Source organism: Streptomyces sp. NBC_00572, assembly GCF_026341815.1.
Lineage (GTDB): Bacteria > Actinomycetota > Actinomycetes > Streptomycetales > Streptomycetaceae > Streptomyces.
Map to the genome: position 1 here is coordinate 1 of NZ_JAPENX010000001.1, position 17,356 is coordinate 17,356.

The 17,356-nt window shown below is 67.9% G+C and carries 9 protein-coding genes and 3 rRNA genes; 5 read left to right on the forward strand and 7 right to left on the reverse strand.

What is annotated here, in order from left to right; genetic code table 11:
* From rrf to OG514_RS00015, 3 genes are all read right to left on the reverse strand, one after another.
* Positions 1 to 114: ribosomal RNA gene (gene rrf, locus OG514_RS00005) — 5S ribosomal RNA — on the reverse strand; the annotation flags it as partial.
* 74 nt (positions 115 to 188) lie between these two features.
* Positions 189 to 3,307 (reverse strand): 23S ribosomal RNA (locus OG514_RS00010).
* Between the two features lie 287 nt (positions 3,308 to 3,594).
* Positions 3,595 to 5,120, reverse strand: a 16S ribosomal RNA gene (locus tag OG514_RS00015).
* A gap of 691 nt (positions 5,121 to 5,811) precedes the next feature.
* On the opposite strand from OG514_RS00015, the gene OG514_RS00020 reads away from it, so the two are divergent.
* A complete protein-coding gene (locus OG514_RS00020) occupies positions 5,812 to 6,261 on the forward strand; it encodes a PTS glucose transporter subunit IIA (protein WP_266889401.1) in 450 nt (149 codons plus the stop codon).
* Between the two features lie 80 nt (positions 6,262 to 6,341).
* Positions 6,342 to 8,012, forward strand: a complete 1,671-nt coding sequence (ptsP, locus tag OG514_RS00025) for a phosphoenolpyruvate--protein phosphotransferase (RefSeq protein WP_266900701.1) — start codon at positions 6,342 to 6,344, stop codon at positions 8,010 to 8,012.
* A 75-nt stretch (positions 8,013 to 8,087) separates the two neighbouring features.
* On the opposite strand, the gene OG514_RS00030 is transcribed toward ptsP, so the two are convergent.
* Together OG514_RS00030 and OG514_RS00035 are read right to left on the reverse strand one after the other, a co-directional pair.
* Positions 8,088 to 8,978 carry a hypothetical protein gene (locus OG514_RS00030; RefSeq protein ID WP_266889403.1) on the reverse strand — a complete coding sequence of 297 codons (891 nt, stop codon included), beginning with the start codon at positions 8,976 to 8,978 and terminating at the stop codon, positions 8,088 to 8,090.
* 23 nt (positions 8,979 to 9,001) lie between these two features.
* Positions 9,002 to 10,288 carry an MFS transporter gene (locus tag OG514_RS00035; RefSeq protein ID WP_323181457.1) on the reverse strand — a complete coding sequence of 429 codons (1,287 nt, stop codon included), beginning with the start codon at positions 10,286 to 10,288 and terminating at the stop codon, positions 9,002 to 9,004.
* 46 nt (positions 10,289 to 10,334) lie between these two features.
* On the opposite strand from OG514_RS00035, the gene OG514_RS00040 reads away from it, so the two are divergent.
* Entirely contained in the window at positions 10,335 to 11,654 is a 1,320-nt protein-coding gene (locus OG514_RS00040; RefSeq protein WP_266889406.1) for an aminotransferase class I/II-fold pyridoxal phosphate-dependent enzyme, read from the forward strand.
* A 90-nt stretch (positions 11,655 to 11,744) separates the two neighbouring features.
* Here the strand turns inward: OG514_RS00040 and OG514_RS00045 are convergent, their stop codons facing one another.
* Positions 11,745 to 13,352 (reverse strand): serine protease, encoded by a 1,608-nt coding sequence (locus tag OG514_RS00045; protein WP_266889409.1) that lies wholly within the window; start codon positions 13,350 to 13,352, stop codon positions 11,745 to 11,747.
* 143 nt (positions 13,353 to 13,495) lie between these two features.
* Here OG514_RS00045 and OG514_RS00050 point away from each other — a divergent pair, with 143 nt between their 5' ends.
* Both OG514_RS00050 and OG514_RS00055 read left to right on the forward strand, forming a co-directional pair.
* Positions 13,496 to 14,179: an RNA polymerase sigma factor gene (locus OG514_RS00050; RefSeq protein WP_266889412.1), complete on the forward strand. Its 684-nt coding sequence runs from the start codon at positions 13,496 to 13,498 to the stop codon at positions 14,177 to 14,179.
* Positions 14,176 to 15,312: a CU044_5270 family protein gene (locus tag OG514_RS00055; protein WP_266889414.1), complete on the forward strand. Its 1,137-nt coding sequence runs from the start codon at positions 14,176 to 14,178 to the stop codon at positions 15,310 to 15,312. Before OG514_RS00050 ends, OG514_RS00055 begins: the two co-directional genes overlap by 4 nt.
* 61 nt (positions 15,313 to 15,373) lie before the next feature.
* On the opposite strand, the gene OG514_RS00060 is transcribed toward OG514_RS00055, so the two are convergent.
* Positions 15,374 to 17,344, reverse strand: coding sequence for an acetoacetate--CoA ligase (locus OG514_RS00060; RefSeq protein ID WP_266889416.1), 1,971 nt, complete (start codon positions 17,342 to 17,344; stop codon positions 15,374 to 15,376).
* Between the last annotated feature and the right edge of the window lie 12 nt (positions 17,345 to 17,356).

Sequence of the window (17,356 nt, forward strand, 5' to 3'; positions counted from 1 at the left end):
TCGGCGGCGTCCTACTCTCCCACAGGGTCCCCCTGCAGTACCATCGGCGCTGAAAGGCTTAGCTTCCGGGTTCGGAATGTAACCGGGCGTTTCCCTAACGCTATGACCACCGAAACTCTATGAAGTTAACCAACCGGATATCGGCACGGTTCGTTACTTCAGAACTAACACAGTGGACGCGAGCAACTGAGGACAAGCCCTCGGCCTATTAGTACCGGTCAGCTCCACCCATTACTGGGCTTCCACATCCGGCCTATCAACCCAGTCGTCTACTGGGAGCCTTACCCTCTCAAGGAGGTGGGAATACTCATCTCGAAGCAGGCTTCCCGCTTAGATGCTTTCAGCGGTTATCCCTCCCGAACGTAGCCAACCAGCCATGCCCTTGGCAGGACAACTGGCACACCAGAGGTTCGTCCGTCCCGGTCCTCTCGTACTAGGGACAGCCCTTCTCAATATTCCTACGCGCGCAGCGGATAGGGACCGAACTGTCTCACGACGTTCTAAACCCAGCTCGCGTACCGCTTTAATGGGCGAACAGCCCAACCCTTGGGACCGACTCCAGCCCCAGGATGCGACGAGCCGACATCGAGGTGCCAAACCATCCCGTCGATATGGACTCTTGGGGAAGATCAGCCTGTTATCCCCGGGGTACCTTTTATCCGTTGAGCGACGGCGCTTCCACAAGCCACCGCCGGATCACTAGTCCCGACTTTCGTCCCTGCTCGACCCGTCGGTCTCACAGTCAAGCTCCCTTGTGCACTTACACTCAACACCTGATTGCCAACCAGGCTGAGGGAACCTTTGGGCGCCTCCGTTACCCTTTGGGAGGCAACCGCCCCAGTTAAACTACCCATCAGACACTGTCCCTGATCCGGATCACGGACCGAGGTTAGACATCCAGCACGACCAGAGTGGTATTTCAACGGCGACTCCACCATGACTGGCGTCACGGCTTCAAAGTCTCCCACCTATCCTACACAAGCCGAACCGAACACCAATATCAAACTGTAGTAAAGGTCCCGGGGTCTTTCCGTCCTGCTGCGCGAAACGAGCATCTTTACTCGTAGTGCAATTTCACCGGGCCTATGGTTGAGACAGTCGAGAAGTCGTTACGCCATTCGTGCAGGTCGGAACTTACCCGACAAGGAATTTCGCTACCTTAGGATGGTTATAGTTACCACCGCCGTTTACTGGCGCTTAAGTTCTCAGCTTCGCCCTGTCGAAACAGAGCTAACCGGTCCCCTTAACGTTCCAGCACCGGGCAGGCGTCAGTCCGTATACATCGCCTTACGGCTTCGCACGGACCTGTGTTTTTAGTAAACAGTCGCTTCTCGCTGGTCTCTGCGGCCACCCCCAGCTCACGGAGTAGATCCGATCACCAGACGTGGCCCCCCTTCTCCCGAAGTTACGGGGGCATTTTGCCGAGTTCCTTAACCATAGTTCACCCGAACGCCTCGGTATTCTCTACCTGACCACCTGAGTCGGTTTAGGGTACGGGCCGCCATGAAACTCGCTAGAGGCTTTTCTCGACAGCATAGGATCATCCACTTCACCACAATCGGCTCGGCATCAGGTCTCAGGCTATGTGCTGTCCGGATTTACCTGGACAACGCCCTACACCCTTACCCCGGGACTACCACCGCCCGGGTTGGACTACCTTCCTGCGTCACCCCATCGCTTACCTACTACCACCTTGGGTCAGCGGCTCCACCACTTTCCTTTCCCCGAAGGGTCCGGAACGGCTTCACGGCCTTAGCATTAATGGGCTCGATATTGGGCGTTTCAAAGCGGGTACCGGAATATCAACCGGTTGTCCATCGACTACGCCTGTCGGCCTCGCCTTAGGTCCCGACTTACCCTGGGCAGATCAGCTTGACCCAGGAACCCTTAGTCAATCGGCGCACACGTTTCTCACGTGTGTATCGCTACTCATGCCTGCATTCTCACTCGTGAACCGTCCACAACTCGCTTCCGCGGCTGCTTCACCCGGCACACGACGCTCCCCTACCCATCACAGCGGGCGTTGGCCCTATTGCTGCAATGACACGACTTCGGCGGTACGCTTGAGCCCCGCTACATTGTCGGCGCGGAATCACTTGACCAGTGAGCTATTACGCACTCTTTCAAGGGTGGCTGCTTCTAAGCCAACCTCCTGGTTGTCTCTGCGACTCCACATCCTTTCCCACTTAGCGTACGCTTAGGGGCCTTAGTCGATGCTCTGGGCTGTTTCCCTCTCGACCATGGAGCTTATCCCCCACAGTCTCACTGCCGTGCTCTCACTTACCGGCATTCGGAGTTTGGCTAAGGTCAGTAACCCGGTAGGGCCCATCGCCTATCCAGTGCTCTACCTCCGGCAAGAAACACACGACGCTGCACCTAAATGCATTTCGGGGAGAACCAGCTATCACGGAGTTTGATTGGCCTTTCACCCCTAACCACAGGTCATCCCCCAGGTTTTCAACCCTGGTGGGTTCGGTCCTCCACGAAGTCTTACCTCCGCTTCAACCTGCCCATGGCTAGATCACTCCGCTTCGGGTCTTGAGCGCGCTACTGAATCGCCCTATTCGGACTCGCTTTCGCTACGGCTTCCCCACACGGGTTAACCTCGCAACGCACCGCAAACTCGCAGGCTCATTCTTCAAAAGGCACGCAGTCACGAGATACAGCAAGCTGTATCCGACGCTCCCACGGCTTGTAGGCACACGGTTTCAGGTACTATTTCACTCCGCTCCCGCGGTACTTTTCACCATTCCCTCACGGTACTATCCGCTATCGGTCACCAGGGAATATTTAGGCTTAGCGGGTGGTCCCGCCAGATTCACACGGGATTTCTCGGGCCCCGTGCTACTTGGGTGTCTCTCAAACGAGCCGTTAATGTTTCAGCTACGGGGGTCTTACCCTCTACGCCGGACCTTTCGCATGTCCTTCGCCTACATCAACGGTTTCTGACTCGTCTCACAGCCGGCAGACTGTGAAAGAGAGATCCCACAACCCCGCATGCGCAACCCCTGCCGGGTATCACACGCATACGGTTTGGCCTCATCCGGTTTCGCTCGCCACTACTCCCGGAATCACGGTTGTTTTCTCTTCCTGAGGGTACTGAGATGTTTCACTTCCCCTCGTTCCCTCCACATGCCCTATGTGTTCAGGCATGGGTGACAGCCCATGACGACTGCCGGGTTTCCCCATTCGGAAACCCCCGGATCAAAGCCTGGTTGACGGCTCCCCGGGGACTATCGTGGCCTCCCACGTCCTTCATCGGTTCCTGGTGCCAAGGCATCCACCGTGCGCCCTTAAAAACTTGGCCACAGATGCTCGCGTCCACTGTGTAGTTCTCAAGCAACGACCAGCCACCCATCACCCCGCCACATAAGCAGCGAGTTCACTGGGGCCGGCATCGCGAAGATACAAACCTTACGGCCGTACCCTCAGATACCCAACAACGTGCCAAGCACGACCCGTCGCATCATCATCACGTTCCACGCCGAAGCAGTACTTGTGAAGTGATCCTCAAGATCGTGCCAACTAATCAACGTTCCACCCATGAGCTGACCGTGCAGAACATTTGCCTGCAATCGGTACTGTGCTCCTTAGAAAGGAGGTGATCCAGCCGCACCTTCCGGTACGGCTACCTTGTTACGACTTCGTCCCAATCGCCAGTCCCACCTTCGACAGCTCCCTCCCACAAGGGGTTGGGCCACCGGCTTCGGGTGTTACCGACTTTCGTGACGTGACGGGCGGTGTGTACAAGGCCCGGGAACGTATTCACCGCAGCAATGCTGATCTGCGATTACTAGCAACTCCGACTTCATGGGGTCGAGTTGCAGACCCCAATCCGAACTGAGACCGGCTTTTTGAGATTCGCTCCGCCTCGCGGCATCGCAGCTCTTTGTACCGGCCATTGTAGCACGTGTGCAGCCCAAGACATAAGGGGCATGATGACTTGACGTCGTCCCCACCTTCCTCCGAGTTGACCCCGGCGGTCTCCTGTGAGTCCCCATCACCCCGAAGGGCATGCTGGCAACACAGGACAAGGGTTGCGCTCGTTGCGGGACTTAACCCAACATCTCACGACACGAGCTGACGACAGCCATGCACCACCTGTATACCGACCACAAGGGGGGCACTATCTCTAATGCTTTCCGGTATATGTCAAGCCTTGGTAAGGTTCTTCGCGTTGCGTCGAATTAAGCCACATGCTCCGCTGCTTGTGCGGGCCCCCGTCAATTCCTTTGAGTTTTAGCCTTGCGGCCGTACTCCCCAGGCGGGGAACTTAATGCGTTAGCTGCGGCACCGACGACGTGGAATGTCGCCAACACCTAGTTCCCAACGTTTACGGCGTGGACTACCAGGGTATCTAATCCTGTTCGCTCCCCACGCTTTCGCTCCTCAGCGTCAGTAATGGCCCAGAGATCCGCCTTCGCCACCGGTGTTCCTCCTGATATCTGCGCATTTCACCGCTACACCAGGAATTCCGATCTCCCCTACCACACTCTAGCCTGCCCGTATCGGATGCAGACCCGGGGTTAAGCCCCGGGCTTTCACACCCGACGTGACAAGCCGCCTACGAGCTCTTTACGCCCAATAATTCCGGACAACGCTTGCGCCCTACGTATTACCGCGGCTGCTGGCACGTAGTTAGCCGGCGCTTCTTCTGCAGGTACCGTCACTTTCGCTTCTTCCCTGCTGAAAGAGGTTTACAACCCGAAGGCCGTCATCCCTCACGCGGCGTCGCTGCATCAGGCTTTCGCCCATTGTGCAATATTCCCCACTGCTGCCTCCCGTAGGAGTCTGGGCCGTGTCTCAGTCCCAGTGTGGCCGGTCGCCCTCTCAGGCCGGCTACCCGTCGTCGCCTTGGTAGGCCATTACCCCACCAACAAGCTGATAGGCCGCGGGCTCATCCTTCACCGCCGGAGCTTTCAACCAGCTCCCATGCGGAAGCCGGTGTTATCCGGTATTAGACCCCGTTTCCAGGGCTTGTCCCAGAGTGAAGGGCAGATTGCCCACGTGTTACTCACCCGTTCGCCACTAATCCACCCCGAAGGGCTTCATCGTTCGACTTGCATGTGTTAAGCACGCCGCCAGCGTTCGTCCTGAGCCAGGATCAAACTCTCCGTGAATGTTTACCCGTAATCGGGTGACACTCGCGTTGAGCGGGACAGTCAGGCCGGAATAAGGCCGACTGTCCACAGCGTCCTCGCTGTGTATGTTGCCTACCCGCCACAAGGGCCGGCAGGACTTTCAAAGGAACCTCGCCATCCGAAGATGGACGGGGTATCAACTAATCTGGCGTTGATTTTTGGCACGCTGTTGAGTTCTCAAGGAACGGACGCTTCCTTTGTACTCACCCTCTCGGGCTTTCCTCCGGGCTTCCCTTCGGTATTTCGTGTTTCCAGCTTAGCAGATCCGATTTCCGTTTCTGCCACCCGCTGGAGCGGGCTGCCGGGATTGGAATTTGCTTGCGCTTTTCCGTTCCTGGCGGGTTCAAACACTACCAGGCTTTCTCGGTCCCCCTGACCACATCCCCTGCGAACATGCAGAGGTGTAGACCACTGGGGTTAGGATCTGGCTTGATAGGTGCTGCCGACCCGCGACTCAAGGCCGCGTTGGGGTCAGGCAGGAGTACGACAGTACATCCCACCGTCAGTCGAGGCAAATCGTTTGCGGTAGTCCCTAGCTCCGTCCAACCGGTACCAACTAGTACGTCCCGGGCGGAACTAGGACTTCTTATGACTTACGCTTCAGAACAGTACGCCGTCCAGGACAGGTAGTGACGGCGCCTACACAATCTCCGCCCCTGGGAGGCTTCCCATGACAACCGTGACGTCGCCGCTTGCTGGACGCGCCATCGGTCTCGCCGCAGTTCCCGACCCGGTCTTCTCCGGTGCGATGGTCGGTCCCGGTACCGCCATCGATCCCGTACGTGAGCCCTCGGAGGCCGTCTCCCCCATCGACGGGGTCATCGTCTCCATGCACCCGCACGCGTTCGTCGTCGTCGACGACGAGGGCCACGGTGTGCTGACGCACCTCGGCATCGACACCGTTCAGCTCAACGGGGAGGGCTTCGAGCTCCTCGTGAAGAAGGGTGACACCGTGGCGCGCGGCCAGGCGGTCGTGCGCTGGGACCCCGCTGCGGTCGAGGCCGCCGGCAAGTCCCCCATCTGTCCCATCGTGGCCCTGGAGGCCACTGCGGACTCGCTCTCCTCTCTCGTCGAAGACGGCGAAGTGAAGGCCGGCGACGAGCTCTTCGGCTGGAGCTGAGCCGGTTCGTCCCCGTGACGACCGCGAGTTCGACATTCAACGCGGCGGCAGGTGCCGCCGCTCTATCGGAGACGGGTGAGATGGAGACAACGCTGCGAGGCGTCGGCGTCAGCCACGGTGTGGCGATCGGCGAGGTCCGGCACATGGGCACGGCGGTTCTCGAACCGCCGGCCAAGCAGATCCCGGCGGACGAGGCGGAGCGCGAACAGGGGCGCGCCCGTCAGGCCGTCGAGGCTGTCGCCGCCGACCTCAATGCGCGCGGCAACCTGGCCGGCGGTGAGGCTCAGCACGTGCTGGAGGCCCAGGCGATGATCGCCCAGGACCCGGAGCTCATCGCCGATGTGGACCGCAGGATCGCCGTGGGCAGCACGGCGGAGCGCGGTATCTACGACGCCTTCTCGCACTATCGCGAGCTGCTCGCCGGTGCCGGTGAGTACATGGCCGGGCGGGTCGCCGACCTCGACGACGTGCGGAACCGGATCGTGGCGCGCCTGCTCGGTGTGCCGATGCCGGGCGTTCCGGACAGTGACGAGCCGTACGTGCTGATCGCGCGGGACCTGGCGCCGGCCGACACGGCGCTGCTTGACCCGACGCTCGTGCTCGGGTTCGTGACCGAGGAGGGTGGGCCGACCAGCCACAGCGCGATTCTGGCGCGGGCGCTGGGAGTGCCGGCCATCGTCGCGCTGCCGGGCGCGGGTGAGATCGCCGAGGGGACGCTCATCGCGGTCGACGGTTCGACCGGTGAGCTCTTCGTGGACCCGAGCGAGGAGAAGAAGGCGGAGCTGACCAAGGCCGCCGCCGCTCGTAAGGCCGCGCTGGCGACGTCCAGCGGTCCGGGTGCCACGTCGGACGGTCACAAGGTGCCGCTGCTCGCCAACGTCGGTGGTCCGGCGGACGTGCCGGCCGCGGTGGAGGCCGGTGCCGAGGGTGTCGGTCTGTTCCGTACGGAGTTCCTCTTCCTGGACGACAGCAAGAAGGCTCCGTCCGAGGAGAAGCAGGTCGAGGCCTACCGCGCGGTGCTGGAGGCCTTCCCCGAGGGCCGGGTGGTCGTGCGGGTGCTGGACGCCGGTGCCGACAAGCCGCTGGACTTCCTGACGCCGGTGGACGAGCCGAACCCGGCGCTCGGTGTGCGGGGTCTGCGGTCGCTGCTCGACCATCCCGAGGTGCTGCGGACGCAGCTGACCGCGCTGGCGAAGGCCGTCGAGGGTCTGCCGGTGTACCTCGAGGTCATGGCGCCGATGGTGGCCGACCGTACGGACGCGAAGGCCTTCGCCGACGCGTGCCGTGAGGCGGGGCTGCGGGCGAAGTTCGGTGCGATGGTCGAGATTCCCTCGGCCGCGCTGCGGGCGCGCTCGATCCTCCAGGAGGTCGAGTTCCTGTCGCTGGGCACCAACGACCTGGCGCAGTACACCTTCGCGGCCGACCGTCAGGTCGGTGCGGTGTCGCGGCTGCAGGACCCGTGGCAGCCGGCGCTGCTCGACCTGGTGGCGCTGTCCGCCGAGGCGGCCAAGGCCGAGGGCAAGAGCTGTGGTGTCTGTGGTGAGGCTGCCGCCGACCCGCTGCTCGCCTGTGTGCTGACGGGTCTGGGTGTCACCTCCCTTTCCATGGGTGCTGCCTCGATTCCGTATGTGCGGGCGACGCTGGCCAAGTACACGCTGGCTCAGTGCGAGCGGGCCGCTGCCGCGGCGCGTGCGGCGGACACGGCGCACGAAGCGCGTGTGGCCGCTCAGGCGGTGCTGTCCGGGGAGTGATCCCGGGCGTTCGCTGACGTACGAAGGGGCTTTCCGTCATCCAGGTGACGGGGAGCCCCTTCGTCGTGTCCGGGGTCAGTGGTGGGTGGTCCAGTCGTCGTCCGGGTCGGGGGCGAGGGGGAAGCCGGCGCGGTGGTCCACGCCCGGTTCCGGGGAGAGGGGTTCTCCGGTGCGGGCGTCGGTGCAGTAGGCGGCGAAGACTTCCGCCTCGGTGAGCGAGGTGAGGGTGCCGCCGGTGAGGCGCCAGCCGTGGAGCCGGTCGCGGTCGCCGGGGGTGCTGGTGCGCAGGACGAGTCCGCCGGGGGCGCCGAGGACGATGCCTGCGGCGAGGACGGCGGTGAACTCGGCGGCCGGTGCGTCGTCGACGCCCACCGGTTGTGTGGTGCCGTCGGCATGGAGGACGGCGAGGAGTTGGTCGTCGGCCGCCGGGACGCTGCAGACGAGGTGGTGGGTGCCGCCGCCTGCGGCATCGAGGAGCCGCGCGAGGAGCCGGGCGGCCCGCTCGAAGGCGGCCCTGCCGATGTCCTTGCCGCAGGTGGCGCAGTCGCCCGCGGCGGCGAGGACGGTCGTGGCGTACTCCCAGGTGGCGTGGCGGACGGCGGAGTCGACGAGCTCGGGGAGGAGGGTACTGAGGGGCTGCCCGGTATAGGTGACGTGGGCGCCGGTGGCGGCGAGGTGGGCGGTGAAGCGGCTGCGGCTGGTGGGGTGGTCCGGGTCGATGGCGGTCTCGGCGCAGTAGGCCGCGTACTCCTCGGGGTCGAAGAGGGTGACGGTGGTGTGGCCGCCCTGGGTGGCGAGGGTCCTGAGGAGGGCCTCGACCTGGCGGAGGTAGGTGGTGTGGTCGTCGAAGGCGAAGGTCCTGTACTGCCGCATGGCCGTGAAGTCGTGCTCGTCGGCGAGCAGGCCGACGGTGCTGGGAACTTCGCGGCGCAGTGCGCGGCGGAGGCTGGTGCCGGTCCGTGTCATGTCTCCCCCTGGTGATGGTCCGATCAGTGCTCACTCACCGTAACCTTCGCCACTGACAGTGACGCTTCGGGGAGACGTCGGCGGACGATGCGGTTCTGGGCGGCGGTGGTGCCGACGAGGGCGGCGCCGAGGACGGGCCAGGCCAGGGGGCCCGCGGAGACGAGGCCGGTCATGAGGAGGGGGCCGACGAAGCGCTGGGTGGACTGGGCGAGGCCGTGGACTCCGAGGTAGGCGCCCTGGGCGTCGTCGGGGGCGAGGGCGACGGAGATCTCCCAGGACGCGATGGTGTGGATCATCTCGGCGAAGGTGAGGGCGACGGCAGCGGTGATCAGGGCGGCGATGGAGAGGGTCCGGCCGCTGAGTGCCGAGACGGCGAGGGCGAGCGTGCCGACGGCGAAGAGCCCCGCGAGGGGGGCGAGCAGGCGGCGGGCGGCTTCGGTGGAGGAGCCGAAGCGCGAGAGCGGGACCTGGAAGATCACGACGAGGGCGCTGTTGGCGACCATCAGGAGCGGGGCGAGGCCCACGGGGGCCTCGGTGGCGTGGACGATCCAGAGCGGCAGGGCGACCTGGAGGATCGAGTCGTGGAGGTAGAAGACCGAGTCCGCGGCGGTGAAGCCGAGGAAGCCCCTGTCGCGCCAGGGGTTGGAGGGCTTCGTCGTCGGAGTGGCGTCGGTGGAGGTGGCGGCGATGCGGGAGGCGGCGGGGGCCGGGGGTTCGGCGCAGCGGAGGGTGAGCACCGCCATCACGAGGTAGGAGAGGGCGTCTCCGACGAGGAGGAGGTGGAAGGCGGTGGTGCTGCCGACGGCGAGGGCCGCCGCGGCGCCGAGGCCGCCGAGGGTCCAGCCGATGTTGGAGGTGGTGCGGTTGATGGCCTGGTAGCGGATGCGGTCGGGGCCGGCGACCCGGGCGGCGTAGAGCTTGGTGAGGACGTTGGTGGCGCGGTCGGGCAGTGCGCCGACGGCCGAGAAGAGGACGAGCAGCAGGTAGTCGTCGGTGGTGAGGAGGGCCAGGAGGGCCGCGGCGCGCAGCAGTTGGGTGCAGATGATGACGCGGACGAGGGGGAAGCGGTCGGCGAGGCGGCCGCCGAGGGGGGCGCCCGCGATGCCGGCGGCACCCGAGACGGCGATGAGGAGGCCGACTTCACCGAGGCCGAGGCCGGTGACGTAGGTGAAGTAGAGGGCCATGGCCGTGGACCAGAGTCCGGTGCCGCACTTGTCGATGAAGCCGATGACGAGCATGCGGCGGCCGTCCCGGCCGCCGGGGATGCGGTCCTTGAGGCCTGTTCGGGTGGAATGGGTGGAGCGGCTCAACGGGTCCCCCTTGCGAACTGCTTTGTATTGATACATACTTGACTACGTGGCAGCACAATATGCGATCGAAGGTACGACGGCCAAGGGGATTGCCGCGTCCGTGGAGCGGGGAGTCGCCGAGGGCGGGCTCTCCCCCGGCGACTCCCTGCCGCCCGTGCGGCGGCTCGCCGACACCCTGGGGGTGAGCCCGGGAACGGTCGCGACGGCCTACAAGGAGCTGCGGCAGCGGGGGCTGATCGTCACGCGGGGCCGGGGCGGGACGGTCGTCGCCGACGTACCGTCCGTGGCCTCACGGCGTCCGCCGCGGGTACCGCAGGGCCTGGTGGACCTGGCCGGCGGGCATCCCGACCCGGCCTTCCTTCCCGTACTGCGTCCTCCGTCGACGGTCACCCCGGTGTACGGGTCCCATCGCGCCGCGCCTCGGCTCGCGGCGCTCGAAGAGGTGACCCGGCAGTGGTTCGCGCGGGACGAGGTGCCGGCGCGGCACGTGACGTTCGCGCACGGGGCCCTCGACTGCATCGCGCGGCTCCTCTCGACGGAGCTGCGGCCCGGTGACGCGGTGGCCGTGGAGGATCCCGGCTTCCACCATCTGCTCGATCTGGTGCCCGCGTTGGGGCTGCGGATGGTCCCGGTGGCCGTGGACGGTGAGGGGCTCGTACCGGAGTCGCTGCGGACGGCGCTCCGGGGCGGGGTGCGCGCGGTGGTGTGCAGTCCTCGGGGGCAGTGTCCGACCGGGGCGTTCTTCACCCGGTCGCGGCGGGACGAACTGGTGTCGGTGCTCCGGGAGTTCCCGGAGGTGCTCGTCGTCGAGGACGACCACAACGCGGAGGTCGGCGGGGCGGCGGCGTACACGCTCGCGGCGGCGGGGCTCGAACGATGGGCGCAGGTGCGCACCGTGTCGAAGCATCTCGGGATCGACCTGCGGTGGGCCGGGGTCGCGTGCGACGCGGTGACGCTCGCGCGGCACGACGGGCGGATGCTGATGACCTCCGGCTGGGTCAGTCACGTCCTCCAGGAGTCGGTGTCCGGCCTGTTCCGCGACGGGGCGGTACGCGCGCTCGTGGCGGACGGCGAGACGGCGTACGCGGAGCGGCGCGCGGCCCTGATCGGCGCGCTGGGGGCGCACCGGATCCGGGCCGTCGGGGCGAGCGGGCTGAACGTGTGGGTGCCGGTGCGGGACGAGTCGGCGGTCGTCAACGGGTTGCGGACGCAGGGCTGGTGGGTGGCCGCGGGAGCGCGGTTCCGGATCGCCGCCCCGCCGGCCGTACGGATCACGACGTCGACGCTCTCGCCCGAGGACGCGCCGCGCCTGGCGGCGGACTTCGCCGAGGTGCTGGCGGACGCGCAGGCGACGTACGGCGGGTGACGCCCGTAGGGGGTAGGTGGCGGCGTGCGTGCGTGAGCGCTCCGGGGAGGGTGGTCCCATCCCGGAGCGCTCGGCTGCGGTCTCGTCAGGTCATCGGGTCCGGTAGGCGTTCGTCAGGGTCTGGGTGAGGGTGTTGCCCTGGGTGTCGGTGAGTTCGGCGCGGAGCGAGACGGATCGGCCGGGGCCGGGGGTGCGGAAGCCCGCCTGGTCGTCGACGACGGGGACGCGGGTCCAGGTGGTGCCGTTGTCGGTCGACATCGACACGGTGAGGGAACGGATTCCGGTCTCGGTGGCCGCGCCCTGGACGGTGACCGGTACGCGGACCAGGGCACCCGCCGGCGCGGTGCCGTCGAGGTCGAGGGCCGGGGCGAAGCGGACGGTGCTGAGCGGCAGCGCGGCGGGGCGGGACGCGGCGGCCGAGGTGAACGTCCAGGCGGCGGTGACGCGTCCGCTCGCCGGGGTGCCGTCGCCCCGGGTCGCGGTGGCGGTCAGGCGGTACGAGGCCCGGCCGGGAGTGGTGGTGAAGGTGGCGCGGCCGGGGTCGCCCTGACCGGTGCCGATCAGGACGCCGTCCCGGTGGAGCGTGGTGGTGGCGCCGTGGAAGCGCGGGGCGGTGGGCACGTGACCGTCGCCGTCGGCGAGGAGCGGGATGTCGAGTGCGAGGGTGTCGCCGTCGCGCACGCCCGCGGGGCGGGCGCCGGGTGCCGTGTCGAGGGCGGGGCCGAAGACGGCGTTGTCGAAGGTGTGGGTGGTGGTGGCACCCGCGCGTACCGCGATTCCGTCGGCGGCATAGCGGTTGGGCGGGGTGTCGGGGGCCGCGGGTCCGGCGTAACCGAGGTCCCAGAGGCCGCGTTCCGGGGTGACCAGGAAGCTCGCGGTACCGGGCAGCGGGAGGGGCCGGACGAGGCCGACGGTGGGGCCGGCGCTGGGCTGGATGTCGACGAACCCGGTTCCGGTCGCGCCCTCCGGTGCGGCTCCGCGGACCTTGACGGTGGCCAGGGAGGCGGCCGACGGATGGCGGACGAGGCCGGTCAGGGCGCGTGCGGAGGTGAAGACGTAGCCGAGCGCGTAGTCGGCGCGTGCGCCGGACCAGTAGGTGTCGATCCACTCCTTGACCGAGCCGGACTCGGCGGCGGGGCCCAGGTGGGCCACGCGCAGGTCCCCGCTCGACATCATGATGTTCGCCGAGCGGGTCGTGCCCGCGTGGGTGGCCTCGACGTACGCCATGCTGTGCAGGTAGCGGGCGCCGGACTCCGGCGGGCGGACGTCCACGGGGGCGGTCGTACGGGCGTCGACGGTGACCGTCGTGTCGTGGTCGAGGTCCAGGCGGGGCTGGACGATCCAGTCGGTTCCGGCGGCCTGCTCGGCACCGGTCAGGGTGGAGTCGAGCAGGTAGCGGCCCTTGGGCAGGCGGACGGTGACGGTGCCGGACGGGTCGTGGGGCGAGGCGGAGGCGTCGGCGCCGGGGCCCGAGAGGCCGGTGACGTTCGTCCGGTAGTCGCCGGTGGCGGCGCCCGCGCGGTCGAGGTGACGGATGGTCAGCGCGTACGTCTCCGGGGCCGCGGCCGAGGCGGTCGCCGTCGGGGGCAGGGCGGAGAGGGTCGTGCCTGCCAGTACGGCGGCCACGGCCAGGGTGCGCAGGGCCGTGCGGCGGGTCGCGCCCCGCGGCGTACGACCGGGTGTCGAGGAATCGTTCATGACCAGCACTGCGCGTTGCGGGTCCTGCGTTCCCGTGACCTGGGCCACATCGGCGCATGCCCTGGGCGACGGTGGCGCGAGGTGTGGCGCGGGTCACGGGAACCCGGACGAACCACCGCCCAGTGCCTTGTGTGGAATCACCTATGAGAGATCGTTTCCGCGCCGGGGATCCCTCCGCGCTCGGCGAGGCGTACGACGAGCACGCACGCGTGCTGTACCACTACGCCTTCCGGGTGTGCGGGGACCGGGCGGCGGCCGAGGATGTCGTCTCCGCCGCGTTCCTGGAGGCCTGGCGCTGTCGCGGGAAGGTGCACGCCGAGGGCGGCAGTCTGCGCCCGTGGCTGCTCGGCATCGCGACCAACATCATGCGGGGTGCCGCCCGCGAGGCGCGGCGGCGGGACGCGGCGCTCGCCCGGATGCCGGAGCGCGGGGTGCTGCCGGACTTCGCCGACGACGTCCTCGCCCGGATGACCGACGGGGAGCAGATTCGGGCCGCGCGCGCCGCTCTCGGCAAGCTCAGGCGGCGTGAGCGGGAGGTCTTCACGCTGGTCGTGTGGGCCGGGCTCGACTACGCGGCTGCCGGGGAGGCGTTGGGGATCCCGGTCGGGACGGTTCGTTCGCGGCTGTCCCGGGCGCGTGAACGGCTCCGGAAGCTCGCCGATGCCGAACTGCGGGCGGCCCGCCGGGAGGAGCGGGCCGCGGCTGTCGCCGTTCGGTCCCGTACCAGCGCCGGAACCGCCCCGGAACCCGTGAGCGGAGCCGTTTCCGCCCCGTCCGACGTCCGTCCTGCCCTCGTGCCCCGATCGATCCCGGAGAACCAGGCATGAACGCCTTCGCCCCTCGTACGCCGCGCCACCAGGACCACGGGCACGCGGACGCTCAGCTGCGGGCCGAGCTCGCCGAGCTGCTGCCGCCGCCTCCCGTACCCGAGCTCGCCCCGGAGCGGGATCGCGATCTGCGGCACACCGTCCTGCGGACCGCCCTCGCCTCCGGTGACGGCGCCGGCGCCCGCCCGCCCCGTGTCCGCCGGGCGGGCGCCAAGCTCCGGCTCGGCTGGATCGCGGCGCCGGTGGCCGCCTGCGCGGTCGTGGCCGGTGCGGTCGTGCTCGCGCCCCAGGACCCGCCGGTCGGGTCCCCGGGCCGGGTCTCGGCCGGGCAGCACGCGTCGCCCGGCGCCGTACAGGTGCTGTCCCGTGCGGCGCTCGCCGCCGCCGTCGCTCCCGCGCCGGACGCCCGGCCCGAGGGGTACGTCTACGTCAAGAGCCTCGTCGCCCATGCGGGGCGCAGCGCTACCGGTGGACCCGCGACGCTGCCGCCCGTCCATCGACGCGAGGTCTGGCTGTCGGCCGACGGCAGCCGGCCCGGGCTGCTGCGCGAGCCCGGTTCGGCCGACAGCCGGCTCGGCGCGCCGCTGCCCGTGTACGAGCTGGACCACCGCGGTGCCACGCCCCGGAAGACCACCGCGGGGGCGGAGCCGCCCTCCGTCACCAACCCGACCCACGCGTACGTGGCGACGCTTCCGACGGACCCGGAGGCGTTGCTGAGGCTGATCCGTGACGAGACGCGGGTGAAGGGGGGCGACGGAGGCGATCCGGACCAGCGGGCGTTCACCGCGATCGGGACCCTGCTGGCCGAGACCTGGGCTCCCCCGAAGGTCACCGCCGCGCTGTACGAGGCCGCGGCGCGGATCCCCGGGGTCACCGTGCTGCCGTCCGCGAAGGACGCGGCCGGTCGCGAGGGCGTGGCCGTGGCCCGTACCGCGCACGGCGAGCAGACCCAGTGGATCTTCGACCGTACGTCGTCGGCGTTCCTCGGGGAGCGGACCGTCCTGACCACGACCACGTCGGCGGGCCCGTCGGGCACCGTCCTCGGGGTGTCCGCGGTGCTCGCCAAGGCAGCGGTCGGCGCCCCCGGCGAGCTGCCGGGGGCGCCGAAGGGCCAGGTCGTGTCCGGGAAGTAGCGCCGTCTGCCCGCGCCCGCGGGCTTGTGCGGGACTTTCCGGACACGGCCTCGCGCGTGGGTCAGCCGCGGCGGGTGGCCGCCAGGGTTTCGTAGAAGTGCAGGAGGCCGAGGTCGTCGACCGAGCCGGCGTTGACGGCCTTGGCCAGCGGGGTGCCCTGGAGGAGGCGCTTGACCGGGACCTCGATGCGCTTGCCCGTGAGGGTGTGCGGGACGCCCGGGACCTCGATGATCTCGTCGGGGACGTGGCGCGGCGAGAGTTCGGAGCGGATCGTCCGCTTGATGCGGGCGATCAGCTCCTCGTCGAGGGTGGCGCCCTCGACGAGGTGGACGAAGAGGGGCATCCAGTAGCCGCCGTCCGGCTCCTCCAGGCCGATCACGAGGGATTCGCGGATCTCCGGGAGGCGTTCGACGGCCTCATAGATATCGGCGCTTCCCATCCGTACGCCCTGGCGGTTCAGGGTGGAGTCGGAGCGGCCGTGGATGACGACCGAGCCGTGGTCGGTGATCGTGATCCAGTCGCCATGGCGCCAGACGTTCGGGAACATCTCGAAGTAGCTGTCGCGGTAGCGGCTGCCGTCGGGGTCGTTCCAGAAGTGGATCGGCATGGACGGCATGGGGTTGGTGACGACGAGTTCGCCGACCTCGTCGATCACGGGCTTGCCGGAGGGGTCCCAGGCCTGCAGGTCGGTGCCGAGGCCCGCCGCCTGGAGTTCCCCGATGTGGACGGGGAGGGTGGGGACGGCGCCCGCGAAGCAGGAGCACACGTCGGTGCCGCCGCTGACGGAGGCGATCCAGAGGTTCTCGCGGACCTCGTCGTGGAGCCAGCGGAAGCCGTCGGGGGGCAGCGGGGAGCCGGTGGTGGCCACGCACTTCACCGACGAGAGGTCGAAGTCACGGCCGGGGTGCACGTCCGCCTTGGCGCAGGCCATCACGTACGCGGCTGAGGTGCCGTACAGGGTGGCGCGGGTGCGTTCGGCCACGCGCCACTGGGCGGCGGTGTCGGGGTAGCCGGGGCTGCCGTCGTACAGGACGACGGTGGTGCCGGTGAGCAGGCCGGAGACGAGGAAGTTCCACATCATCCAGCCGGTCGAGGTGTACCAGAAGAACACGTCGTCGGGGCCGAGGTCGCAGTGCAGGCCCAGCTGCTTGACGTGCTCGACGAGGATGCCGCCCTGGGACTGGACGATCGCCTTCGGCAGGCCGGTCGTGCCGGAGGAGTACAGGACCCACAGCGGGTGCGAGAACGAGACCTGCTCGTACACCGGCTCGACGTCGGCCGCGACGAGGTCGTCCCAGGCGAGGGTGCCCTCCGGGGCCGGGGTGCCGAGCAGCGGGATGTGGACGACCGCGCGGAGGGTCGGGAGCTCGGCACGCAGTTCGGCGACGGTGTCGCGGCGGTCGTGCTCCTTGCCGCCGTAGCGGTAGCCGTCGACGGTGAAGAGGACGACGGGCTCGACCTGCTGGAAGCGGTCCAGGACGCTGCGGGCGCCGAAATCGGGGGCACAGGAGGTCCAGACGCCGCCGACGGCGGCGGTGGCGAGGAGCGCCACGACGGACTGCGGGACGTTGGGCAGGTAGCCGCTGATCCGGTCGCCCGGCTGTACGCCGAGGGCGCGGAGTTCGGCGGCGAGGGAGCCGACCTGGCGGCGGAGCTCGCCCCAGGTGGTCGGCGTGGGCTCATGTGTTTCGTCCACATGGAGCAGCGCCGTGTCATGGGGGCGCTCGCCGGCGGCGCGCAGGGCGTGCTCGGCGTAGTTGAGGGTGGCCCCGGGGAACCAGTCGGCGCCGGGCATCGAGCGGTCGCCGAGGACGCGCTCGTACGGGGTGGAGAAACGGATGTCGAACCACTCGACGACCGCCTGCCAGAAGGCTTCGAGCTCGTCGACGGACCAGCGGTGGAGCGCCGGGTACCCGCCCTCGGCCGGGGCGCCGTGGTGCTCGGCGGCCCAGGTCTGGAAGCGGGTGACGGCGGCCGTGGCGATGCGTTCCTCGTCCGGCTGCCAGAGCGGCTCGGTCTGCGCTGATGTCATTGGGGCGGCTCC

What these genes read in the sequence shown, in the direction of transcription:
- ptsP (WP_266900701.1), top strand. Translation starts at nt 6,342, where the DNA reads ATGGAGACAACGCTGCGAGGCGTCGGCGTCAGCCACGGTGTGGCGATC.
- OG514_RS00030 (WP_266889403.1), bottom strand. Translation starts at nt 8,978, where the DNA reads ATGACACGGACCGGCACCAGCCTCCGCCGCGCACTGCGCCGCGAAGTT.
- OG514_RS00050 (WP_266889412.1), top strand. Translation starts at nt 13,496, where the DNA reads ATGAGAGATCGTTTCCGCGCCGGGGATCCCTCCGCGCTCGGCGAGGCG.
- OG514_RS00020 (WP_266889401.1), top strand. Translation starts at nt 5,812, where the DNA reads ATGACAACCGTGACGTCGCCGCTTGCTGGACGCGCCATCGGTCTCGCC.
- OG514_RS00055 (WP_266889414.1), top strand. Translation starts at nt 14,176, where the DNA reads ATGAACGCCTTCGCCCCTCGTACGCCGCGCCACCAGGACCACGGGCAC.
- OG514_RS00060 (WP_266889416.1), bottom strand. Translation starts at nt 17,344, where the DNA reads ATGACATCAGCGCAGACCGAGCCGCTCTGGCAGCCGGACGAGGAACGC.
- OG514_RS00045 (WP_266889409.1), bottom strand. Translation starts at nt 13,352, where the DNA reads ATGAACGATTCCTCGACACCCGGTCGTACGCCGCGGGGCGCGACCCGC.